Source organism: Streptomyces sp. AC512_CC834, assembly GCF_019049325.1.
GTDB lineage: Bacteria > Actinomycetota > Actinomycetes > Streptomycetales > Streptomycetaceae > Streptomyces.
This window is the reverse complement of record NZ_JAGMUO010000113.1, coordinates 56,794-78,348: the sequence shown is the minus strand read 5'-3', so window position 1 is coordinate 78,348 and position 21,555 is coordinate 56,794. Positions and strand designations below refer to the sequence as shown.

At 71.2% G+C, this 21,555-nt stretch carries 18 protein-coding genes; 10 read left to right on the top strand and 8 right to left on the bottom strand.

Translation table 11 applies throughout. The features are described 5' to 3' along the window. Positions 1–12: 12 nt before the first annotated feature. Positions 13–882: a glycerophosphodiester phosphodiesterase family protein gene (locus KUM40_RS35330; protein WP_217170395.1), complete on the bottom strand. Its 870-nt coding sequence runs from the start codon at positions 880–882 to the stop codon at positions 13–15. 291 nt (positions 883–1,173) lie between these two features. Here KUM40_RS35330 and KUM40_RS35325 point away from each other — a divergent pair, with 291 nt between their 5' ends. The 6 genes from KUM40_RS35325 (at position 1,174) to KUM40_RS35300 (ending at position 9,629) form a co-directional block, all read left to right on the top strand. Continuing rightward, complete coding sequence (locus KUM40_RS35325) at positions 1,174–2,052, top strand: MHYT domain-containing protein (RefSeq protein WP_217170394.1); 879 nt, start codon at positions 1,174–1,176, stop codon at positions 2,050–2,052. A 40-nt stretch (positions 2,053–2,092) separates the two neighbouring features. Beyond that, positions 2,093–4,231, top strand: coding sequence for an excinuclease ABC subunit UvrB (uvrB, locus tag KUM40_RS35320; protein ID WP_217170393.1), 2,139 nt, complete (start codon positions 2,093–2,095; stop codon positions 4,229–4,231). Between the two features lie 141 nt (positions 4,232–4,372). Next, on the top strand, positions 4,373–4,951 hold the full coding sequence (locus KUM40_RS35315) for a TerD family protein (protein ID WP_217170392.1): 579 nt from the start codon (positions 4,373–4,375) through the stop codon (positions 4,949–4,951). A gap of 94 nt (positions 4,952–5,045) precedes the next feature. Beyond that, the gene (locus KUM40_RS35310) at positions 5,046–7,106 is read left to right on the top strand and encodes a TerD family protein (protein WP_217170391.1); all 2,061 of its coding nucleotides are present in this window, start codon (positions 5,046–5,048) and stop codon (positions 7,104–7,106) included. 251 nt (positions 7,107–7,357) lie between these two features. Then, the gene (locus tag KUM40_RS35305) at positions 7,358–8,359 is read left to right on the top strand and encodes a TerC/Alx family metal homeostasis membrane protein (RefSeq protein ID WP_217170390.1); all 1,002 of its coding nucleotides are present in this window, start codon (positions 7,358–7,360) and stop codon (positions 8,357–8,359) included. A 169-nt stretch (positions 8,360–8,528) separates the two neighbouring features. Further along, the gene (locus KUM40_RS35300; protein WP_217170389.1) at positions 8,529–9,629 is read left to right on the top strand and encodes a calcium:proton antiporter; all 1,101 of its coding nucleotides are present in this window, start codon (positions 8,529–8,531) and stop codon (positions 9,627–9,629) included. A 48-nt stretch (positions 9,630–9,677) separates the two neighbouring features. Here KUM40_RS35300 and KUM40_RS35295 read toward each other — a convergent pair whose 3' ends face one another. Next, complete coding sequence (locus tag KUM40_RS35295; protein WP_217170388.1) at positions 9,678–10,724, bottom strand: S66 peptidase family protein; 1,047 nt, start codon at positions 10,722–10,724, stop codon at positions 9,678–9,680. Positions 10,725–10,828: 104 nt separating this feature from the next. Here KUM40_RS35295 and aroQ point away from each other — a divergent pair, with 104 nt between their 5' ends. Continuing rightward, positions 10,829–11,302 (top strand): type II 3-dehydroquinate dehydratase, encoded by a 474-nt coding sequence (aroQ, locus tag KUM40_RS35290; protein WP_217170387.1) that lies wholly within the window; start codon positions 10,829–10,831, stop codon positions 11,300–11,302. Between the two features lie 205 nt (positions 11,303–11,507). On the opposite strand, the gene KUM40_RS35285 is transcribed toward aroQ, so the two are convergent. Further along, positions 11,508–12,164, bottom strand: coding sequence for an MBL fold metallo-hydrolase (locus tag KUM40_RS35285; RefSeq protein WP_217170386.1), 657 nt, complete (start codon positions 12,162–12,164; stop codon positions 11,508–11,510). A 54-nt stretch (positions 12,165–12,218) separates the two neighbouring features. Continuing rightward, positions 12,219–12,905: a maleylpyruvate isomerase family mycothiol-dependent enzyme gene (locus KUM40_RS35280; RefSeq protein WP_217170385.1), complete on the bottom strand. Its 687-nt coding sequence runs from the start codon at positions 12,903–12,905 to the stop codon at positions 12,219–12,221. A gap of 223 nt (positions 12,906–13,128) precedes the next feature. On the opposite strand from KUM40_RS35280, the gene uvrA reads away from it, so the two are divergent. After that, positions 13,129–16,200, top strand: coding sequence for an excinuclease ABC subunit UvrA (gene uvrA / locus KUM40_RS35275; protein WP_217170384.1), 3,072 nt, complete (start codon positions 13,129–13,131; stop codon positions 16,198–16,200). Between the two features lie 68 nt (positions 16,201–16,268). On the opposite strand, the gene KUM40_RS35270 is transcribed toward uvrA, so the two are convergent. After that, on the bottom strand, positions 16,269–16,832 hold the full coding sequence (locus tag KUM40_RS35270; RefSeq protein WP_217170383.1) for a YceI family protein: 564 nt from the start codon (positions 16,830–16,832) through the stop codon (positions 16,269–16,271). A 101-nt stretch (positions 16,833–16,933) separates the two neighbouring features. On the opposite strand from KUM40_RS35270, the gene KUM40_RS35265 reads away from it, so the two are divergent. After that, the gene (locus KUM40_RS35265; protein ID WP_217170382.1) at positions 16,934–17,797 is read left to right on the top strand and encodes a helix-turn-helix domain-containing protein; all 864 of its coding nucleotides are present in this window, start codon (positions 16,934–16,936) and stop codon (positions 17,795–17,797) included. A gap of 34 nt (positions 17,798–17,831) precedes the next feature. Here KUM40_RS35265 and KUM40_RS35260 read toward each other — a convergent pair whose 3' ends face one another. Next, positions 17,832–18,740: a carbohydrate kinase gene (locus tag KUM40_RS35260; RefSeq protein ID WP_217170381.1), complete on the bottom strand. Its 909-nt coding sequence runs from the start codon at positions 18,738–18,740 to the stop codon at positions 17,832–17,834. Then, complete coding sequence (locus KUM40_RS35255) at positions 18,721–19,866, bottom strand: LacI family DNA-binding transcriptional regulator (RefSeq protein ID WP_217170508.1); 1,146 nt, start codon at positions 19,864–19,866, stop codon at positions 18,721–18,723. The genes KUM40_RS35260 and KUM40_RS35255 overlap by 20 nt, the downstream gene beginning before the upstream one ends. Positions 19,867–20,091: 225 nt before the next feature. Between KUM40_RS35255 and KUM40_RS35250 the strand changes: the two genes are divergently transcribed. Further along, a complete protein-coding gene (locus KUM40_RS35250; protein WP_217170380.1) occupies positions 20,092–20,517 on the top strand; it encodes a Rieske (2Fe-2S) protein in 426 nt (141 codons plus the stop codon). Between the two features lie 17 nt (positions 20,518–20,534). Here the strand turns inward: KUM40_RS35250 and KUM40_RS35245 are convergent, their stop codons facing one another. Then, positions 20,535–21,485, bottom strand: coding sequence for a hypothetical protein (locus KUM40_RS35245; protein WP_217170379.1), 951 nt, complete (start codon positions 21,483–21,485; stop codon positions 20,535–20,537). Between the last annotated feature and the right edge of the window lie 70 nt (positions 21,486–21,555).

Sequence of the window (21,555 nt, the reverse complement as noted above, 5' to 3'; positions counted from 1 at the left end):
ACAACGCCCGGGTCAGCCCACGGCGTCCCGCACCACGTCGGGCTTGTTGGTGATGATGCCGTCGACGTCGTACCCGGCGACCCGGCGCGCGGTGTCCGCGTCGTTCACCGTCCAGGTGAGGACCTCCAGCGGCCTGCCGTGCGGCCCCGTGAACGCGTGGACCGACGACACGTAGCTCATGGAGAGGGAGCCGTGCGACGGGTTGATCTGGTCGGTGAACTCCGCGTACGCGGGCAGGTCCGACACGGGCGGGGTGCCGAGGAACCCGGTCTTCACGGCGGGCTTGAGATCGTGGACCGTCCGGATGCTGTCGGCGTCGAAGCTCTGCACGACCAGCCGCCCCGCCACATGCCGCCGGTCGAGCCAGCCCTCGTTGGCGAGAACCTTGAGGGTCTGCTGCTCGATGCCCGGGTACTGCCCGGGGCTCTTCAGCTCCAGCAGCAGCTTCTGGTGGTTGTGCTCCACGCGGTCCACGTACTGCTTCAGCGTCGGCACGCGCGCGCCCGCGTACTGGGACCCGAACCAGCTTCCCGCGTCCAGCCGCGCGATCTCCGCGGCGGTGAAGTCCTTCACGTTCCAGGGCGACCGGTCCGGGAAGACCTCCTCCACGTCGGTCGTACGCTTCAGGCTCTCGTCGTGGAGGACGACGAGTTCGCCGTCCCGGGTGCGCTGGACGTCGTTCTCCACCCAGCGGATGCCCAGCTCGGCCGCCAGGTCGACGGCGGCCAGCGTGTTCTCCGGCGCATACCCGGAAGCACCCCGGTGGGCGACCACCGTGGGCCCCCTGTCGCCCGCCTCGTCGGCTTGGGCGTGCGACAGGGGAGCGGTGAGGGCGACCCCCAGCAGGGCGGTGGTCGTGACGGCAACTGCGCGCACGTGCATGCGTACTCCTCGCGTCGAACGATCACGGACAGCACCACTGTGACATCGGAGAGTCAACAGAAGAGGGGTGCAGAATGGCCACAGGCTGAATGGAGTTGCTCAACTACGCACACCGGGGCGGCACAACTGGGGCGAGACCGTGATTCTTTGCCGGAGAATCGTTCGACCATTCCGGTGGAAGTCATACTCTCTGCACTCGGCCCTGACCGTTCGCGCGGTCCCGGGAGGGGGCGCACATCAGGAGAATCCGGGACGTAACCGGGGCGTAAGTAGGCGGAAGGGCAGCCGCACATGCAAAGCACGGTCGACGGATTCAGCTACGGACTCGTCACACCGCTCGTGGCCTACCTCATGGCCTGCCTCGGCGGTGCCCTCGGTCTTCGCTGCACCACCAGGGCCATGCTGGTCACCCGTTCCTGGCGCCCCGGGTGGCTCGCCCTCGGCTCGGCGGCGATCGGCTCCGGCATCTGGACCATGCACTTCATCGCGATGATGGGGTTCACGATCGAACACACCCCGATCCGCTACGACTGGCTGACGACCTTCGCCAGCCTGGCCGTCGCCATCGTCATGGTGGGCGTCGGGATCTTCATCGTCGGCTACCGGGGCGCGCGCGGGACGGCCCTGTTCACCGGCGGCACCATCACCGGCCTGGGCATCGCCTCGATGCACTACCTGGGGATGGCCGGAATGCATCTGGACGGGCAGCTCACGTACAACACGTTCACCGTCGGCGTGTCCGTCGTCATAGCCATGGCCGCCGCCACCGCCGCCCTCTGGGCGGCCGGACAGGTCCGGGGCTTCTGGTGGAGCGTGGGCGCCGCCCTGATCATGGGACTGGCCGTCACCGGCATGCACTACACGGGAATGGCCGCCCTCGACGTCCATGCCGCCGGCACGTCCGCGCCCTCCGTCGGCGGGTCCCCCGCCGAACTGCTCGCCCCCATGCTGATCGGCCCCCTCGCCTTCCTCGTCGTCGCCGGTGTCGTCGTCCTGTTCGACCCGCTGATGGTCATGGGGAAGCCCGCCGGGGTCCCCGTCGAGCGGAAGCCGGGCATCCCCGCCCACACCGCGCTCCCGCGCAATGTCCGTCACCCGGCCCACCACCCCGTGCGCCACACCCGCCGCCCCCTCGTCCACCGGCGCCCCCGCACCCCGCAGAACCGCTGATCGGGACCGGTTGTCAGTGCGGGGTCGTACGGTGGAACCCATGCGGCCCGTTTCCCAGATCGAACGCACGGTGGCGCCCTTCGAGGTCGTCAGCCCCTACCAGCCGAACGGCGACCAGCCGGCGGCCATCGCCGAGCTGGCCCGGCGCGTCGAGGCAGGCGAGAAGGACGTCGTCCTGCTCGGCGCGACCGGCACCGGCAAGTCCGCCACCACCGCGTGGATGATCGAGAAGCTCCAGCGCCCCACCCTCGTGATGGCGCCGAACAAGACACTGGCCGCCCAGCTCGCCAACGAGTTCCGCGAGCTGCTGCCGAACAACGCCGTCGAGTACTTCGTCTCGTACTACGACTACTACCAGCCCGAGGCCTACGTCCCCCAGTCGGACACCTACATCGAGAAGGACTCCTCGATCAACGAGGAGGTGGAGCGCCTGCGCCACTCCGCGACCAACTCGCTGCTCACCCGCCGTGACGTCGTCGTGGTCGCCTCCGTCTCCTGCATCTACGGCCTCGGCACCCCGCAGGAGTACGTGGACCGCATGGTCCCGCTCCGGGTCGGCGAGGAGCACGACCGGGACGAGCTGCTGCGCCGCTTCGTCGACATTCAGTACACGCGCAACGACATGGCCTTCGCCCGCGGCACCTTCCGGGTGCGCGGCGACACCATCGAGATCTTCCCCGTCTACGAGGAGCTGGCCGTCCGCATCGAGATGTTCGGTGACGAGATCGAGGCCCTGTCCACGCTCCACCCGGTCACCGGCGAGATCATCAGCGACGACCAGCAGCTCTACGTCTTCCCCGCCTCCCACTACGTCGCTGGTCCCGAGCGCCTGGAGCGGGCCGCCAACGACATCGAGAAGGAGCTGGCGGAGCGCCTGACCGAGCTGGAGAAGCAGGGCAAGCTCCTGGAGGCCCAGCGCCTGCGGATGCGCACGACGTACGACCTCGAGATGCTCCGCCAGATCGGCTCCTGCTCCGGCGTCGAGAACTACTCGATGCACTTCGACGGCCGCCTGCCCGGCTCCCCGCCGAACACCCTGCTGGACTACTTCCCGGACGACTTCCTGCTCGTCATCGACGAGTCGCACGTCACCGTGCCGCAGATCGGCGCCATGTACGAGGGCGACGCCTCCCGCAAGCGGACCCTGGTCGACCACGGCTTCCGGCTGCCCTCCGCGCTCGACAACCGCCCGCTGAAGTGGGAGGAGTTCCAGGGACGCATCGGACAGACCGTGTACCTGTCGGCGACCCCGGGCGCCTATGAGCTCTCCCGTTCGGACGGCGCCGTCGAGCAGATCATCCGCCCCACCGGCCTCGTCGACCCGGAGGTCGTCGTCAAGCCCACCGAGGGCCAGATCGACGACCTGGTGTACGAGATCCGCAAGCGGACCGAGAAGGACGAGCGCGTCCTGGTCACCACCCTCACCAAGAAGATGGCCGAGGACCTCACCGACTACTTCCTGGAGCTCGGCATCCAGGTCCGCTACCTCCACAGCGACGTCGACACGCTGCGCCGCGTCGAACTGCTGCGTGAGCTGCGCGCGGGCGAGTACGACGTCCTGGTCGGCATCAACCTGCTGCGTGAGGGCCTCGACCTGCCCGAGGTCTCCCTGGTGGCGATCCTCGACGCCGACAAGCAGGGCTTCCTGCGCTCCGGCACCTCCCTCATCCAGACCATCGGCCGCGCGGCGCGCAACGTCTCCGGTCAGGTCCACATGTACGCGGACAGCATCACGCCGGCGATGGAGAGGGCCATCGACGAGACCAACCGCCGCCGCGAGAAGCAGGTCGCGTTCAACAAGGCGAACGGCATCGACCCCCAGCCGCTCCGCAAGAAGATCAACGACATCGTCTCCCAGATCGCCCGTGAGGACGTCGACACCGAACAGCTCCTCGGCTCGGGCTACCGGCAGTCGAAGGACGGCAAGGGTGCCAAGGCTCCCGTGCCCGCGCTGGGCGGCCAGGCGACGGGCGGCGCCAAGGCGGCCAGGGGCAGGGCCAAGGAGACGGCGGTGACCGACCGCCCGGCGGCGGAACTCGCCGGACAGATCGAGGACCTCACCGCCCGGATGCGGGCCGCCGCTGCCGACCTCCAGTTCGAGATCGCGGCCCGGCTGCGTGACGAGGTCTCCGAGATGAAGAAGGAACTGCGCCAGATGAAGGAGGCGGGCCTGGCCTGACGGCCCGCCCGGGCACGCGCTGTGTTGCAAGACCGACACAAAGCGCGGACCGGGGTGGGGCGCTGTCAGTGCCCCTGCGTAGGGTTCTGGTCAACCGCGGGTACCGCGGCAACAGGGGACAGTCCGAGAGGGGATCAGCGCGTGACCGTCAACATGACCAAGGGTCAGGCCATCAGTCTGCAGAAGAGCGACGGCGGCAGCCTGACGTCGGTGCGCATGGGTCTCGGCTGGCAGGCGGCTCCCCGGCGCGGCCTGTTCGGTTCGCGCACCCGGGAGATCGACCTGGACGCCTCCGCGGTCCTGTTCGCGGACAAGCAGCCGGTCGACGTCGTCTTCTTCCGCCACCTGGTGAGCGACGACGGTTCGGTGCGCCACACCGGGGACAACCTCGTCGGCGGTGTCGGCCAGGGCGGCGACGACGAGGCGGTCCTCGTCGACCTGCAGCGTGTTCCGGTCCACATCGACCAGATCGTCTTCACCGTGAACTCCTTCACCGGCCAGACCTTCCAGGAAGTGCAGAACGCGTTCTGCCGCTTGGTCGACGAGACCAACGGCCAGGAACTCGCCCGCTACACGCTGGCCGGCGGCGGGGCCTTCACGGCCCAGATCATGGCCAAGGTGCACCGCGTGGGCCAGGGCTGGTCCATGACCGCCATCGGCACCCCGGCCAACGGCCGCACCTTCCAGGACCTGATGCCGGCGATCCTGCCCGTCCTGTAGCGGGCCCGACTCGAACCGCCCGTCCCCGCGCGGGGACGGGCGAACGACGCACGACACATCACGAGTGACACATGAGTGACACAGGGGGAAGGCGATGACGGCCGAGCTGACGCGGGGACAGAACCACCCGCTTCCCCGGGCCCGTCTCGAGATCCGGGTCTCGGCCGGCACGCCGATCGTGGCCGGAGCCACGCTCGGCGACGAGAACGGCACCATCCACGGCGTCGACTGGGTCGCCCACCCGGGCACACCCACCCTGCCGGGCCTGGAGGTCTCCCGGCAGGCTGCCGCCGAGCATCGCCTCGCGGTGGACCTGGACGCCGTGCCGGACGCCGTGCACCGCGTCAGTGTGCTGCTCGCCCTGCCCGTCGGCGGGCAGGGCCCGGCCCGGTTCGGGTCCGTGGCCGCCCCCTTCGTCGCCGTCACCGGCCTCGACGGCGACGAAGTCGCCAGTTACACCGTCACCGGCCTGGAGGCCGAGTCCGCCGTCGTCGCGCTGGAGCTCTACCGCAGGCAGGGCGCCTGGAAGGTGCGCGCCGTCGGTCAGGGTTACGCGGGCGGCCTCGCCGAGCTGCTCACCGACCAGAACCTGGCCCAGGCCCACCAACTCGCGGGGAACATCCACGAGGCGGTGGCGAGCGGGCTGGCGCGTTCCGTGCCGGCCCCTCCGGGACGCACCGCGGACGGTGACCGCGCCCGGCCGGCCGCCGCCCCGGCGCACGGCCCGGACCACGGCGCCGCGCCCCAGGCCGGCCCCGGCCCCGCGGCGCCGGCGTCCCCGTACGACGCCCAGAGCGACGCGCCCCACCCGCACGCGCCCGGCCCGCACGCACCCGGTGGGCCGGGACAGCACGGTGCGCAGCAGCCGTACCCGGGCGGACCGGCGGGGGACTCCGCCGGCACCGGCCAGTCGTCCGCGCCCGCCGGAGGCGGCCCGATCGACTACAGCCACCCACGCAGGCACACCGGGGCCCCGCCTTCGCCGCCGCCGACCGCGCCCCCGGCGGAACCCGGGCAGCCCGCCCGGCCCGTCGCCGGTGACGCCACCGGCTGGTCCATGGAGGAGCGGCTCTACAACCAGGTGTGGGGCATGTTCGAGGACCTGGCCAGGACCACGGCCGCCTACCGCAGCGCCGTCGACTTCGCCGACTCCCGCATGGAGAAGGAGCTCGACCAGGCCCTGTCCGACCCCCGCAGCCGGATCGGCGGGCAGAGCGACGCCGCCCGTGAAGCGGCGCGCGCCCGGCACGGCCAGCTCGTGTCCCAGGCCAAGGAGGTCCTGGACCGGGACGTCGCTCAGCTCGTCGCGGAGGCCGAGGTGGTCGAGCCCGCCCTGCCGGCGGCCTACGCGCGCTGGGACAACCCCGTCTGGCACGCCTACCGCGTCCCCATGGAGATCCCGATGGCCCTGCGGCTGGGTGATCTCCATCTGCCCGAGGCGGAGCACATACGCGTCCCGATGCTGATCCGGCTGCCGCTGGAGCGGGGCCTGTGGATCGACAGCGGGCGCTCCGCCTCGCTGGACGGCTCGTTCGCCGACTCGCACGAAACGCGGCGCCTGGGCCTGGAGACGGCCGTCGCCCACGCGGCCCGGCTGCTCGCCATCCACCCCGCGGGCGAGTTCACCGTGCACGTCATCGATCCGGCCGGATCCGGGGCACAGGCACTGGCGCCGCTGGTGCAGACCGGGGTGCTCGCCGCCCCGCCCGCCCTGGGTGCCGCCGGGACGGCGGACGTACTCGCCCGTCTCACCCAGCGCGTCGACCTGGTGCAGATGGCGCTGCGCGGCGGCGCTCCCGACGCGCTCCCGCCCGGTCTCGACACCTCCCAGCAGCTACTGATCGTCAACGACTTCCCGCACGGCTTCGACGACCGGGCGGTCAACCAGTTGCGTTACCTCGCCGACGAAGGTCCCGCCGTCGGAGTCCACCTGATGATGGTCGCCGACCGTGAGGAGGCCGCCGGGTACGGGCCGCTGCTCGACCCGCTGTGGCGCTCGCTGTTGCGGCTCACACCCGTGGCCGACGACCACCTCGCCGACCCGTGGGTCGGGCATGCCTGGACGTACGAGCCGCCGCTCGTCCCGGCCGGCAGCCAGGTGCTTCAGCAGGTGCTCACCCAGGTCGCGGCGGCCCGCCGTTCGTGGGGTCGGTGACCCCTCCCGAGCTGGGCATTTGAGCTTTATTTGCAAATCTCTTTACCTTCCCTTGGGGAATGGGGTACTGTCGTCCGTACGGAGGGGAGTACTCCCTGTCTGTGCGGCGTACCCGTCAATACGGATCAGGCCAGATCCCGGGGCGTCGGCCCGTGGCTTCCGGGCGCGTCACGCGTCCCGGACCCGGGTGGAAGAGACCTCCGGCAGCGACGACGCTGACATCCGCCGTGTGACGTACTGCCGGAGGCAAAGTGGAAGTTTCCGTGACCCTGTGGGTCCTGACCATCGTGGGCCTTGCCGCCCTCATCGCGGTCGATTTCTTCATCGGTCGCAAGCCGCACGACGTATCCATCAAGGAAGCCGGGATCTGGACGGGCGTCTGGATCGCCCTGGCGGGCCTCTTCGGGCTCGGGCTGCTCCTCTTCGGCGGCGGCCAACCCGCCGGCGAGTTCTTCGCGGGCTTCATCACCGAGAAGTCGCTGAGCGTGGACAACCTGTTCGTCTTCGTCCTGATCATGGCGAAGTTCGCGGTGCCCTCGCAGTACCAGCAGCGGGTTCTGCTCATCGGTGTCCTCATAGCCCTGGTCCTCAGGGCCATCTTCATCGCCGCGGGCGCCGCGATCCTCGCCAGCTTCGCGTGGGTCTTCTACATCTTCGGCGCCTTCCTGATCTGGACCGCCTGGAAGCTCATCCAGGAGGCCCGGGCCGACGACGAGGACGAGGAGTTCGAGGAGAACAAGCTCCTCAAGGCCGTCGAGCGTCGCTTCGGCGTCGCCGACCGGTACCACGGCACCAAGCTGTGGATCCAGGAGAACGGCAAGCGGATCATGACCCCGATGCTGGTCGTGATGCTCGCGATCGGCACCACCGACGTGCTCTTCGCACTCGACTCCATCCCGGCGATCTTCGGCCTGACGCAGGACCCGTACATCGTGTTCACGGCCAACGCGTTCGCCCTGATGGGTCTGAGGCAGCTCTACTTCCTCATCGGCGGTCTGCTGAGGAAGCTGGTGCACCTCTCCTACGGCCTGTCGGTCATCCTGGGCTTCATCGGCGTCAAGCTGGTGCTGCACGCCCTGCACGAATCCGGCGTCCACGTCCCCGAGATCAGCATTCCGGTCTCGCTCGGCGTGATCTGCTCCGTCCTGATCGTCACCACGATCACCAGCCTCCGCGCCTCCAAGAAGCAGGCCGAGGCGGAAGCGGCGGCCGCCGGGAGCGACGACGCCTCGAAGGACAGCGTCGAGGCCTGACCGAGTACACCCCGGTCGGGGGGAAGACCGACACCGACACACACCGACACCGACACCGATACCGGGAGCGGCGTACGGCGAGAAGCCGTGCGCCGCTCCCGGCGCAGGTGATGGGGATGGGGGCGGGACACGGAATGCGGGGCCCGTCACCCTCTGCGACGATCAGCGCATGGTCACTGGTCCGAGGGCGTTCCTCACACACTGGACGACCGTCACGCCCGTGATCGCGGTCGTGCTGCTGGCCCTCACCTGGGGCCGCGACCTGCCCGGCGCGGTCGTCGCACTGCTCACGATCGTTCTGGCGGCGTCCGTCCTGGCCGCCGTGCACCATGCCGAGGTGGTCGCACACCGGGTGGGGGAGCCCTTCGGCTCCCTAATCCTCGCCATCGCCGTCACGGTCATCGAGGTCGCGCTCATCGTGACCCTGATGGCGGACGGCGGCGACAAGAGCGCGTCCCTGGCCAGGGACACGGTCTTCGCGGCCGTCATGATCACCTGCAACGGGGTCGTCGGTCTCAGCCTCCTGGTCGCCTCCCTGCGGCACGGGACCGCCGTGTTCAACCCGGAGGGCACCGGCGCCGCCCTCGCCACGGTGGCGACCCTGGCCACCCTCAGCCTGGTCCTGCCGACGTTCACCACCAGCGCGCCCGGCCCGGAGTTCTCCACCGTGCAGTTGACCTTCGCGGCACTGTCCTCGCTCGTCCTCTACGGCCTGTTCATCGCGACGCTGACCGTGCGGCACCGCGACTACTTCCAGCCGATCACCCGGCAGGGCGAGGTGATCACGGTCGAGGGGCACGCCAACGCGCCGTCCTCCCGTACGGCCCTGATCAGCGTGGGGATGCTGGGCCTGGCGCTGATCGGCGTGGTCGGCCTCGCGAAAGGGGTGTCGCCGACCATCGAGGACGGAGTGCAGGCCGCCGGACTCCATCACGCCGTGGTCGGCGTCGTCATCGCGCTGCTGGTGCTCCTCCCGGAGACCATCGCCGCCGTGCGTTCCGCGCGCCGCGACCGGGTGCAGACCAGCCTGAACCTCGCCCTGGGTTCCGCCATGGCCAGCATCGGCCTGACCATCCCGGCGGTCGCCCTGGCCTCCGTGTGGCTCACCGGACCACTGATTCTCGGCCTCAGCTCCATCCACATGGTGCTGCTCGCCCTGACCGTGGTGGTGGCCTCGCTGACGGTCGTGCTGGGCCGGGCCACGCCCTTGCAGGGAGGCGTTCACCTGGTGCTGTTCGCGGCGTACCTGGAACTCGCCGTCAACCCCTAGAAGGCACAGTCGGGCAGTAGGCCCTGTCGGGCCGGCGACGGCGAAGCGTCAGTAGGTCACGGTGATGCGCCGCGCGGGTCCGTCGATCCGCACGGTGCCTCCGTACGGGACGACCACCTGCGGATCGGTGTGTCCGAGGTCCACGTCGAAGACGATCAAGGTGTCGGGAGCGTAGACCCGCATCGCGCGCAGCACCGCCGCCCGCTGTTCCGCCGCGTATCTGGCGGCCTCCTCGGGGCTGTTGGGGCGCTCGAAGGACCACGTCTTGGGGCGGCCCATCAGCAGTGCGGAGAAGCGGCCGAGCAGCCCGCGCTCGCCCATGTTGCGCAGGATGCGGAACACTTCCTCGGCGCCCGGCAGTTCCTCGGACGTCTCCAGGAAGAGCACGTCGCCGTCGTACTCCGCCGGATCGCGGGCGATCTCGCGGTCGGCCATCAGCAGCCAGGCGAGGATCTCCAGGCAGCCGCCCCACGTGCGCCCCTCGACCACCCGGTCGGCGTTCACCCACGACCAGCCCGCCCCGGGCCGCATCTCGGGCTCGGCGTCGAAGGTCGCGGGGTCGGCCCAGTCACGGCCGACGTCGTTCCAGCGCTCGGCCGGCCGCAGTTCGTAGGGGCCGGAGGTGAACAGCGCCGCGCGCAGGGAGTCGGCGGTCTGCGGGTGCATGGCGACGGGGCGTCCGAGCTGGACCATGACACTGCCGCCGTGATAGCCGACGATTCCCGTGTTGCGCAGGTGGGCGAGCAGGTTGGTGTTGTCGCTCATGCCGAAGAACGGCTTCGGGTTGGCCCGGATCAGCTCCCGGTCAAGGAGCGGCAGCACGGTGATCTGGTCGTCACCGCCGATCGAGGTGAACACCGCCTTGATGCCGGGGTCGGCGAAGGCCGTGTGGAGGTCGGCGGCACGCTCGGCGGGCGTCGAACCCATCTTCCGCGTGGCCGGATACTCGACCGGCTCGAGACCGTACTCCTTACGCAGCCGATCCAGGCCCAACTCGTGGGGGAGCGGGAGGAGTCCCGGCAGCCCGGACGCGGGGGACAGCACGGCGACACGGTCGCCGGGGGAGGGCTTGGGCGGGTACGCGATCCTCGTCATGCGCGGAGGGTACGGCGGCCCGGCGTGTCGGCGCACCGTGATAAACCGGGGACCGAGCAGCGGTCGCGCAAGGACCGCCGCCCCTCTCACGGACCGGAGGAACCGTGCCCCGCACCCTGGCCAACGCCCCGATCATGATCCTCAACGGCCCCAACCTGAACCTGCTGGGCCAGCGCCAGCCGGAGATCTACGGCTCGGACACCCTCGCCGACGTCGAGGCCCTGTGTGTGAAGGCGGCGGCCGGGCACGGCGGCACGGTGGACTTCCGGCAGTCCAACCACGAGGGTGAACTGGTCGACTGGATCCACGAGGCCCGGCTGAACCACTGCGGGATCGTGATCAACCCCGCCGCGTACTCGCACACGTCCGTCGCCATCCTGGATGCGCTCAACACCTGCGACGGGCTGCCGGTGGTGGAGGTCCACATCTCCAACATCCACCAGCGTGAGCAGTTCCGGCACCACTCCTACGTCTCGCAGCGCGCCGACGGAGTCGTCGCGGGATGCGGGGTGCAGGGGTACGTGTTCGGCGTGGAGCGGATCGCGACCCTCGCCGGGGCAGGGGCGGCCAGGGCCTGAGGCCGGGGCCGCCGGCCGAGGGCGGGGATCGGGAGGCCGGCGGCCCGTGCCGCCCCAGGAGCCGTCGTCCTGCGCGGGGCTGCCTCCAGTCGACCGCGCCGCCCCGTGCGCGGGGAGCGCGCGCGGCCCGCGGGTGTGTGCGAACGCTTCACACGGGGCGCGTACGGAGGCTTCGAGCGCCGGGCTCGCACTCCCGCGCCACCGGTCACCAGCCGCGGGCCCGCCATTCCGGCAGGTGCGGCCGCTCCGCGCCGAGCGTCGTGTCGTCGCCGTGCCCGGGGTAGACCCAGGTCTCGTCCGGCAGCAGGTCGAAGACCTTGGCCTCCACGTCGTGGATCAGGCTCGCGAACGCCTCCGGGTCCTTGAAGGTGTTCCCCACACCACCCGGGAAGAGACAGTCCCCAGTGAACACGTGCGGATGCCCGTGCGGGTCGTCGTAGACCAGGACGACGGAGCCCGGCGTGTGCCCGACCAGGTGGCGCGCGGTGAGCTCCACCCGCCCCACCCGGATCGTGTCGCCGTCGTCGACCAGCACGTCGGTCGGCACGGGGATGCCCTCGGCGTCGTGCCGGCCGGCGTGGGTGCGGGCCCCGGTGGCCGCGACGACCTCGGCGAGCGCCTGCCAGTGGTCGCCGTGCCGGTGGGTGGTGACGACGGACGCGATGCCGTCGTCGCCGATCGTGCCGAGCAGCGTGTGCGCGTCGTTGGCGGCGTCGATCAGCAACTGCTCGTCGGTGGCCCGGCAGCGCAGCAGATAGGCGTTGTTGTCCATCGGACCGACCGCGACCTTGGTGATCATCAGGTCCTTGAGCTCGTGCACGTCGGCGGGTCCGCCGACCCTGACCTCTCCGCTGTACGTCATGACGGCAGCCTAGCGCCGGGAGGGCGGCCCGGTCCGCGGACCGCCCCCCGCCGGCTACAGCGGCGGCACCACCGGCAGCGGGCCGCCCTCCACCGCGAGCGCGGAGCCCTCACGGCGACCGGCGAGCCAGCCGAGCAGACCGGCCGGGGGACCGGTGACGGTCACCTCCGGGGCGTCGGCCTCCCGTCCCGTGCGCCACGCGCGCGTGCCGTCCGTGAGCCGGGTGGGCGGCACATCGGGGTGTCCGGAGAACCGGGCGGCGAGGAACGCGGTCTCCCGCTCGGTGAACTCCGCCGGAAGATCCTCCAACTCGTACCCGATGCCCAGGTCCACGTGGTGCAGTTCCACCTCGATCCACCGCCGGAACGGCACCCTGGACGCGGAGTCGGTGACTCCGCCCCGCAGCTCCACCGTGCGCGACCAGTCCGCGGGCGTGGCGCCCGTCTCCTGGAACCGGTCCGCGCTCTCGCGCACGTCGGCGAGCTGCTCGTCGAGTGGGCGCGGGGCGTCCCGCTCGATGTCGGCGTCGCGGACCTCGCCGGAGACGTACATGGGGCGTCCTTCGAGGACGTTCACGAGGGCGTCGGCGTTCCGGGCGAGGTGGGCGAGGACGTGGCCGCGACTCCAGCCGGGAAGCCGTGACGACTGCGTCACGGACGCGTTGTCCAGTTTCCCGACCGCGGTGAGCAGCCGATCGGTCGCGTCACGTACAGACGCCAGGTCATGAGCGTGATCAATCATGCTGCTGACCCTAGACCGGGCCACACCTTCGGGTGAAGGTTGTGAACGACCCCCGTAATTCGAATGCGCGTGCTATAAGGTCGGATGCGGCGTCGGGCATGCTGGGAAGTCGGGGTTTGTTGACAACCGGTGAATCCGACCGGCGTTGTCAGTGGCTCCCCCTAGTCTGAGAAAGACGGGGGCCCCGCCCCTGTCACTTCTCTCAAGAAAGGTGCGGACCGGCGTGGCCGACCGTCTCATCGTCCGTGGCGCGCGCGAGCACAACCTGAAAAACGTCTCGCTCGACCTGCCTCGTGACTCGCTCATCGTCTTCACGGGCCTGTCCGGGTCGGGCAAGTCCTCCCTGGCCTTCGACACCATCTTCGCCGAGGGCCAGCGGCGCTACGTGGAGTCCCTCTCCTCCTACGCCCGGCAGTTCCTCGGCCAGATGGACAAGCCGGACGTGGACTTCATCGAGGGCCTCTCCCCGGCGGTCTCCATCGACCAGAAGTCGACCTCGCGCAACCCGCGCTCCACGGTCGGCACCATCACCGAGGTCTACGACTACCTGCGCCTGCTCTTCGCCCGCATCGGCAAGCCGCACTGTCCCGAGTGCGGCCGGCCGATCACGCGCCAGTCGCCGCAGGCCATCGTGGACAAGGTCCTGGAGCTGCCGGAGGGCAGCCGCTTCCAGGTGCTGTCCCCGCTGGTGCGCGAGCGCAAGGGCGAGTTCGTCGACCTCTTCGCCGACCTCCAGACCAAGGGCTACTCCCGCGCGCGGGTGGACGGCGAGACCGTCCAGTTGTCCAACCCGCCGACGCTGAAGAAGCAGGAGAAGCACACCATCGAGGTGGTCGTCGACCGCCTCACCGTCAAGGACACCGCCAAGCGCCGCCTCACCGACTCCGTCGAGACCGCGCTCGGCCTGTCCGGCGGCATGGTCGTGCTCGACTTCGTCGATCTCCCCGAGGACGACCCCGAGCGCGAGCGCATGTACTCGGAGCACCTGTACTGCCCGAACGACGACCTGTCCTTCGAGGAGCTGGAGCCCCGCTCCTTCTCCTTCAACTCACCCTTCGGCGCCTGCCCCGACTGCTCCGGCATCGGCACCCGCATGGAGGTCGACGCGGAGCTGATCGTCCCGGACGAGGACAAGTCCCTCGACGAGGGCGCCATCCACCCCTGGTCGCACGGGCACACCAAGGACTACTTCGGCCGCCTGATCGGCGCCCTCGCGGACGCCCTCGGCTTCCGGACGGACATCCCCTTCGCGGGGCTGCCGCTGCGCGCCAGGAAAGCCCTGCTGCACGGCCACAAGACGCAGGTCGAGGTCCGCTACCGCAACCGGTACGGCCGCGAGCGCCGGTACACCACCGCCTTCGAGGGCGCGATCCCCTTCGTCAAGCGCCGGCACAGCGAGGCCGAGAGCGACTCGAGCCGCGAGCGCTTCGAGGGCTACATGCGCGAGGTGCCCTGCCCCACCTGCGAGGGCACCCGCCTCAAGCCCCTCGTCCTCGCGGTCACCGTCATGGGCAGGTCCATCGCCGAGGTCTCGGCGATGTCCATCAGCGACTGCGCCGACTTCCTGCGCGAGCTGAAGCTCAGCGCCCGCGACAAGAAGATCGCCGAGCGCGTGCTGAAGGAGGTCAACGAGCGGCTGCGGTTCCTGGTCGACGTCGGCCTGGACTACCTCTCGCTGAACCGCGCGGCAGGCACCCTCTCCGGCGGCGAGGCCCAGCGCATCCGCCTGGCCACCCAGATCGGCTCCGGACTCGTCGGCGTGCTCTACGTCCTCGACGAGCCGTCCATCGGCCTGCACCAGCGCGACAACCACCGGCTGATCGAGACCCTCGTCCGGCTCCGCGACATGGGCAACACGCTCATCGTCGTCGAGCACGACGAGGACACCATCAAGGTCGCCGACTGGATCGTCGACATCGGCCCCGGCGCGGGCGAGCACGGCGGCAAGGTGGTGCACAGCGGCTCCCTCAAGGAGCTGCTGGACAACGCCGAGTCGCAGACCGGCCTGTACCTGTCCGGCAAGAAGGCCATCCCGCTGCCCGACATCCGCCGCCCGCAGGACCCCTCCCGGCGGCTCACCGTGCACGGCGCCCGTGAGAACAACCTCCAGGACATCGACGTGTCCTTCCCGCTGGGCGTCTTCACGGCCGTCACCGGCGTCTCCGGATCCGGCAAGTCGACCCTGGTCAACGACATCCTGTACACACACCTGGCGCGCGAGCTGAACGGGGCGCGGAGCGTCCCCGGCCGGCACACGCGCGTGGACGGCGACGACCTCGTCGACAAGGTCGTCCACGTCGATCAGTCGCCCATCGGCCGCACCCCGCGGTCGAACCCGGCGACGTACACCGGCGTCTTCGACCACGTCCGTAAGCTGTTCGCCGAGACCACGGAGGCGAAGGTCCGCGGCTACCTGCCCGGCCGGTTCTCCTTCAACGTCAAGGGCGGCCGCTGCGAGAACTGCGCGGGCGACGGCACAATCAAGATCGAGATGAACTTCCTCCCGGACGTCTACGTCCCGTGCGAGGTCTGCCACGGCGCCCGGTACAACCGGGAGACCCTGGAGGTCCACTACAAGGGCAAGTCCATCGCCGACGTCCTGAACATGCCGATCGAGGAGGCGACCGACTTCTTCGAGGCGGTCCCCGCCATCTCCCGGCACATGAAGACCCTGAAGGACGTCGGCCTCGGCTACGTCCGGCTCGGCCAGTCCGCGACCACCCTGTCCGGCGGCGAGGCCCAGCGCGTCAAGCTCGCCAGCGAGCTGCAGCGCCGCTCCACCGGACGCACGGTCTACGTCCTGGACGAGCCGACCACCGGTCTGCACTTCGAGGACATCAGCAAGCTGCTGACGGTCCTCGCGGGCCTGGTCGACAAGGGCAACACGGTCATCGTCATCGAGCACAACCTCGACGTGATCAAGACCGCCGACTGGGTCGTCGACATGGGCCCCGAGGGCGGTGGCGGCGGCGGCCTTGTGGTCGCCGAGGGCACGCCCGAGCAGGTCGCCGGCATCCCCGCCAGCCACACCGGCAAGTTCCTGCAGGACGTCCTCGGTGCCGACCGGGTCAGCGACGCGGCCTCGGTGACCCTGCCGCGCAAGGCGGCGGCGAAGACGGTCGCGACCAAGGCCACCGCCAAGAAGACCGCCACGAAGACGGTCACCGGCACGGCCGCGAATAAGGTGACCGCCACCAGGACGGCCAAGGCGGCCAAGACGGCCAAGACTGCCGACACGGTCAAGAAGGCCGCCAAGCCCGCCGCGAAGAAGACCACGCGGACGAGCAAGGCCTGAGTTCCGACAGCGCCGGGCCCCACGGGATCATCCGTGGGGCCCGGCGTCGTCCGCGCGGCGCACGCCCCTCAGGCGCCCGCCGGCTCCGGCTCCACGAACTGCATGTCGAGCTGGATCTTCACGACCTCTCCCAGCAGCCCCGGCGCGAAGTCCAGGCCGAACTCGCTGCGCCGGATCTCACCCGTCGCCTCGAACCCCGCGTGCCGGTTCCCGCCCATCGGCACGTCCACCAGCCCGCCGAACTCCACGGCCAGCGCCACCGGACGGGTCACGTCGCCGATCGTCAGCTCCCCCTCCATGGTCCAGTCCTCGCCCTCGCCCGAGACCCGCTTCGAGCGGAAGGCCATCGTCGGCCGCTTTCCGACGTCGAGCAGGTCCGAGGCGCGCACGTGCGCGTCCCGGTCGGTGTTCCCGGTGTCGATGGAGGACAGGTCGATCGTCGCGGACACCCGGACGTCCTCGGCCCTCCGACCGACGTGAAGCTCGGTCTCGAACCCCGTGAAGCGGCCCCGGACCTTGGCGATGCCGAAATGGCGGATGGTGAAGTTCACCGAGGAGTGGAACGGGTCCAGGACCCACTCACCAGGAGCGATGGGCAGAGCGGCGGCGGAGGCGCCGATGTCGTTCGTCATGCCGTCCACCCTGCGGGCCGAGCGCCCCGCCAGGGAGACCGGCCCGAGCGTGGTAGTGGCAGGGCCACCCTTTCTCCCGCCCGCATTGGTACGTTCCAGAGGTGAGCGACAACGAGTTGGGCACGTTCCTGCGGACCTGGCGCGAGTCCGTCACCCCGGCCGAGGTGGGGCTCCCCACCGGCCCGCGCCGCCGCACCCCCGGCCTGCGCCGCGCCGAACTGGCCACGCTCGCCGGAGTCAGCGTCGAGTACCTCACCCGGCTGGAACAGGGCCGCGACCGCAACCCGTCGGCCCAGGTGCTCGGCGCCCTCGCCGACGCGCTCAACCTGTCCCTGCGGGAGCGGATGCTGCTGCGCCGCCTGACCGCGGAGGCCGACGGCGGCGACCCGCTGCTCTGCGCCGCGGCCCCGCCGCTCGGCAGCGGCGCGCGCCCCACCGTGCGGGCCGTACTGGACCGGCTGGAGCCGAGTCCCGCCGTGGTGCTCAACCGGATCGGCGACGTCCTCGCCCACACCGGCGGCTACGCCCGGCTGACCGGCCCGATCGGGCTGCTGGACGACGAGCGGCCCAACCTGCTCCGGTACCTGTTCACCGACAGACGTGCCCGCGTCGCCTACCCCGACTGGGACCACGTGGCCGACGACCTGGTCGCCCAGCTCCGGCACGCGGCGCCGCTGCGGGACCCGTACGTGAACGACCTGGCCGACGAGCTGACGGTGACGGCGGGGGCGGCGTTCACCGACCGGTTCGCCGACCTGGGCGTGGCGGCCCGGCGCGTCGGCACCCAGCACCTCGAGCACCCGGAGGCCGGACCGCTTCGGCTGCTGCACGAGACGCTGGCGCTGCCAGAGGAGGGCCAGCGCATCGTCGTACACCTGCCCGCGGACGACGCCACGGCCGCCGGCCTGGACCGTCTGAACGGTCGCCGCCCGGGAGCCCTGCGGGCCGTCCGCCCGGCGGTCTGAAGGACGGGACCGTAGCCGCTGCCGGCCGAGCCCGTCAGACGGCGACCTCGTGGGCGTACGGCGGTTGCGCGCCCGCGCGGGAACAGGTGACCGCCGCCGCGCGGGCGGCGAAGCCCAGCAGCCCGGCCCAGCCCTGCGGACCCAGGGCGGCGAGAGCCGGTCCGTCGAGCGCGCCGCGCGCCGCGAGACCGTGCAGCAGCGCCGCGTTCACCGTGTCGCCCGCGCCGATCGTGTCCACCACCTCCACCCGCTCGCCCGCCACCGTGTACTCGCCTCCGTCACGGGGGAACGCCGTCAGACCGGCACCGCCCCGGGTGACCACGACCGCGGCCGGGCCCGCCGCGAGCCACTCCCGCGGTGTGCCGCCGAGCCACTCGGCGTCCTCGGCGGACAGCTTCAGCAGCGACACGGACGGCAGCCAGCTCTTGAACCGGGCCCGGTACGCGTCCGGGTCCGCGATCAGCCCGGCCCGGATGTTCGGGTCCAGCGCCGTGAACACGCCCCGCGCGGCCGTCTCGCGCAGCAGTTCCTCGTACGCGCTCGCGCCCGGCTCCAGCACCAGCGAACAGGTCCCGAAGGAGACGGCCCGAGTACCGGACGGCAGCGCGTCGGGCACCGTGAACAGCCGGTCGGCCGTCCCGTCCACGTAGAAGGAGTACGCGGCCGAGCCGTCCGCGTCGAGCGAGGCCACGGCGAGGGTCGTCGGCTCGGGCCCGCGCTGCACCGGCGAGACGTCCACCCCGGTCTCCCGCAGCCGGTCGAGCAGCGCCTCGCCGAAGGCGTCGTACGACACCCGCGAGCAGAACGCGGCGGGCGAGCCGAGACGGCCCAGCGCGACGGCCGTGTTGTACGGACCGCCGCCGAGCGCCGGCCGCAGTGCGGCGAGGGCGCCCGTGCCCTGCGGTACCAGGTCGATCAGTGCCTCACCGGCGACGACGATCACGGGACGGTCCTTTCGTGAGCCTTGGCATAGGGGCTTGCTCGGACTGCGCGAATTGCGTGAATTGCTCGGACTGCTCGGACTGCTCGGGCTGCTCGTTCCGTCCGGGCCGCTCTTCGCAGCCGCAGGAGGTGCGGTGGACGAAGGCACAGGGCAGCCGCACGGTCCGCGCGGGACGGTCCGGTGCGGCGAGGCGTTCCAGCAGCAGCCGGACGGCCTGCGCGCCCAGGTCCCTGCTGGGCTGGGCGACGGCGGTGAGCCGGGGCGAGAAGAGGTCCGCCCAGGCGAAGTCGTCGAAGCAGCACAGCGCGAGGTCACCCGGCACGGACAGGCCCCGGTCCCGGAGCGCGCGCAGGGCACCGATCGTCATCGCGTTGTTGGCGGTGACCAGCGCGGTGGGCGGCACCGCCAGGGACAGCAGGTCCGCCGTGGCTCGTTCGCCGCCGGCCGCCTCGGAGTCGCCGTGGACCAGCAGCCGTTCGTCGAAGGGCAGCCCGGCGGCGGCGAGGCCGTGCCGGTACCCGGTGATCCGCTCGCGGGTGGTGCTGAGCCCAGGCCGGCCCGCGACCAGGCCGATCCGGCGGTGGCCGAGGCCGGCGAGGTGGCCGACCAGCCGGGTCGTCGGCTCGGCGCTCTCGGCGCAGACCTGGTCGAAGCGCGGCGCACCGTCGCTCTTGGGCGCGTCGACGATCCGGTCGAGGAACACGGCCGGCACACGGTGGCGTCCGAGGTAGGCCAGGAGGTCGCGCGGGTCGGCGGAGGGCGCCACGATCATGCCGTCCACGCGCCGCTCGTGCAGCAGTTGGACGACCTTGCGCTCGTGCCCCGGATCGTCGTGCGGGTCGGCGATGAGCAGGCTGTAACCGTGCTCCAGGGCACTGGCCTCGACGCCCTGGAGGATCTCCGTGAAGTACGGGTTGCTGATCGCCGACACCGCGAGCCCGATGGAGCGGGTGCGCGCGGTCACCAGGGAACGGGCGAGGGTGTTCGGGGTGTAGCCCAGCTCCTCGACGGCGTCCAGCACCGCCTGGCGGGTGTGCGGCAGCACCGGGCGGGTGTCGTTGAGCACGTGCGAGACGGTCGCCACGGAGACCCCGGCGCTCCGCGCCACATCGACCATGGTCGGCATCGGCATGCTCCCTTCCCCACGTACTGCCGTCGCGTATTGCCGTCGTGCCGGCTCCCCGCGTGTGCTTGCGCGGGTACTGGCGGGGACCGTATCCCATCCGGGCACGGACGTAAACGATTGCGCAAGCGTTTACGTCCGTCGTCCATACCCGCCCCGCCCGCTGGCCGGAAGCTCCGGATATCGTCGCCCTGCATCAGCACGCCCCTCCCGACCAGTGGAGATTCCATGCCCGGCCGCCCCGCCCCGAGTCGCCGTACCGTCCTGCGCTCGGCGGCTCTCACGCCCGTCGCCGGACTCGGCCTGGCCGCCTGCTCCCCGGGCGACGACGGTGCCGCGCCGGCCAGGCCGACCGCGCCCGTGGACCTCGGCGCGGACGGAGAGGTCGCCAAGGGCACGACCAAGCTCCACACGGACGGGAACGTGGTGGTCAGCCGCGCCGAGGACGGCTCCCTCAAGGCGTTCAGCACGGTCTGCACGCACGCGGGGTGCCCCATCAGGAAGCTGGAGGGAACCAAGCTCGTCTGCCCCTGCCACGGCAGCGAGTTCGACGCCCGCACCGGCGAGGTGCTGCACGCCCCGGCGACCGCGCCGCTCATCGAACTGCCGGTCGAGGTCGAGCAGGGCCGGATCGTCGCGAGCCCCGGGACCTGACCGGCACGTCCGGCGTCCTACTCCCAGTCCCAGCCGATCCCCAGCATCCCCGACCGCACCCGCGGCTCCACGAGGTGCACCGAGTGGTGCTGTCCGCTGAGAGTCAGCTCCTGCCGGCCGCCGCGCGGTGCCGCCGGCGAGTGCTGTGTGAACCGGTGGCAGCGCACCGGCAGGGCCGCGGCGTCGAAGCGCACCTGGAGCGCGTACTGCCCGCCCGCCGTGGCGAACCCGCGCACGTACTCGCGCGACACCCCGGCCGTACCGTCCTCGACGCCGTAACGGAAGAGATGGGTGTCGCCGGCCCGCAGCCGCGTGTCGAAGAGCAGCTCGGTCACGAGCACACCGGTGTCCTGATGGGTGCGGACACGTCCCGTGCGGCAGTTCTCCAGCGCGTGCACGGTCATCTGCTCGGGAGCGCATCCGGGATCGCCGTAGTGGACGGCGACGAAGCGGTCGACGCCGTCGCGGTGCGCGCGGACGATGTGGTGCGACTCGCGTCCCGCCAGCTCGCGGCGCGGCCCGATCCGGATCCGTTCGTGGTGCCCGAGGGTGTGCACCCCGCCGTCCGGCGAAGGGTGTTCCAGCTCGGCCAGGAGCTGGTCCAGAACGCCCGAGGCCGCCAGGTGGGCGCGGTAGGAGCGGGCGGCCGGCCGCCGCTCCGGGGTCTCCTCGTCGGCCTCGGCGAGCAGGCGTATCAGCGACTCCTCGGGCAACTGGAGTATCTCCTCCAGGGCCCGCACGGCCCGCAGGGACTCCGGGCGCTGCGGGCGGCGGGCGCCCTGCTGCCAGTAGCTCAGACTCGTGACGCCCACCTTCACCCCGTGGCGCGACAGATGGTGCTGCACGCGCTGGAGCGGCAGTCCGCGAGCGGCGATCGCGGCGCGCAGAGCGACGTGGAAGGGGCCACCGCGCAGGGCCGAGTCGAGTTGCGCGGTGGCGACGTCCGCGAGCTGTGTGGCGTGCGGCATGCAGGGGCCTTTCTGTGAAGTTCACGGCGGCTGGTCAGACCGTCGACACGGATCGGCCGGGGCCGCCCCC

Coding starts and splice junctions, on each gene's coding strand:
- KUM40_RS35330 (WP_217170395.1), bottom strand. CDS start 882: ATGCACGTGCGCGCAGTTGCCGTCACGACCACCGCCCTGCTGGGGGTC.
- KUM40_RS35325 (WP_217170394.1), top strand. CDS start 1,174: ATGCAAAGCACGGTCGACGGATTCAGCTACGGACTCGTCACACCGCTC.
- uvrB (WP_217170393.1), top strand. CDS start 2,093: ATGCGGCCCGTTTCCCAGATCGAACGCACGGTGGCGCCCTTCGAGGTC.
- KUM40_RS35310 (WP_217170391.1), top strand. CDS start 5,046: ATGACGGCCGAGCTGACGCGGGGACAGAACCACCCGCTTCCCCGGGCC.
- KUM40_RS35300 (WP_217170389.1), top strand. CDS start 8,529: ATGGTCACTGGTCCGAGGGCGTTCCTCACACACTGGACGACCGTCACG.
- KUM40_RS35295 (WP_217170388.1), bottom strand. CDS start 10,724: ATGACGAGGATCGCGTACCCGCCCAAGCCCTCCCCCGGCGACCGTGTC.
- KUM40_RS35285 (WP_217170386.1), bottom strand. CDS start 12,164: ATGACGTACAGCGGAGAGGTCAGGGTCGGCGGACCCGCCGACGTGCAC.
- KUM40_RS35280 (WP_217170385.1), bottom strand. CDS start 12,905: ATGATTGATCACGCTCATGACCTGGCGTCTGTACGTGACGCGACCGAT.
- KUM40_RS35270 (WP_217170383.1), bottom strand. CDS start 16,832: ATGACGAACGACATCGGCGCCTCCGCCGCCGCTCTGCCCATCGCTCCT.
- KUM40_RS35255 (WP_217170508.1), bottom strand. CDS start 19,866: ATGCCGACCATGGTCGATGTGGCGCGGAGCGCCGGGGTCTCCGTGGCG.
- KUM40_RS35250 (WP_217170380.1), top strand. CDS start 20,092: ATGCCCGGCCGCCCCGCCCCGAGTCGCCGTACCGTCCTGCGCTCGGCG.
- KUM40_RS35245 (WP_217170379.1), bottom strand. CDS start 21,485: ATGCCGCACGCCACACAGCTCGCGGACGTCGCCACCGCGCAACTCGAC.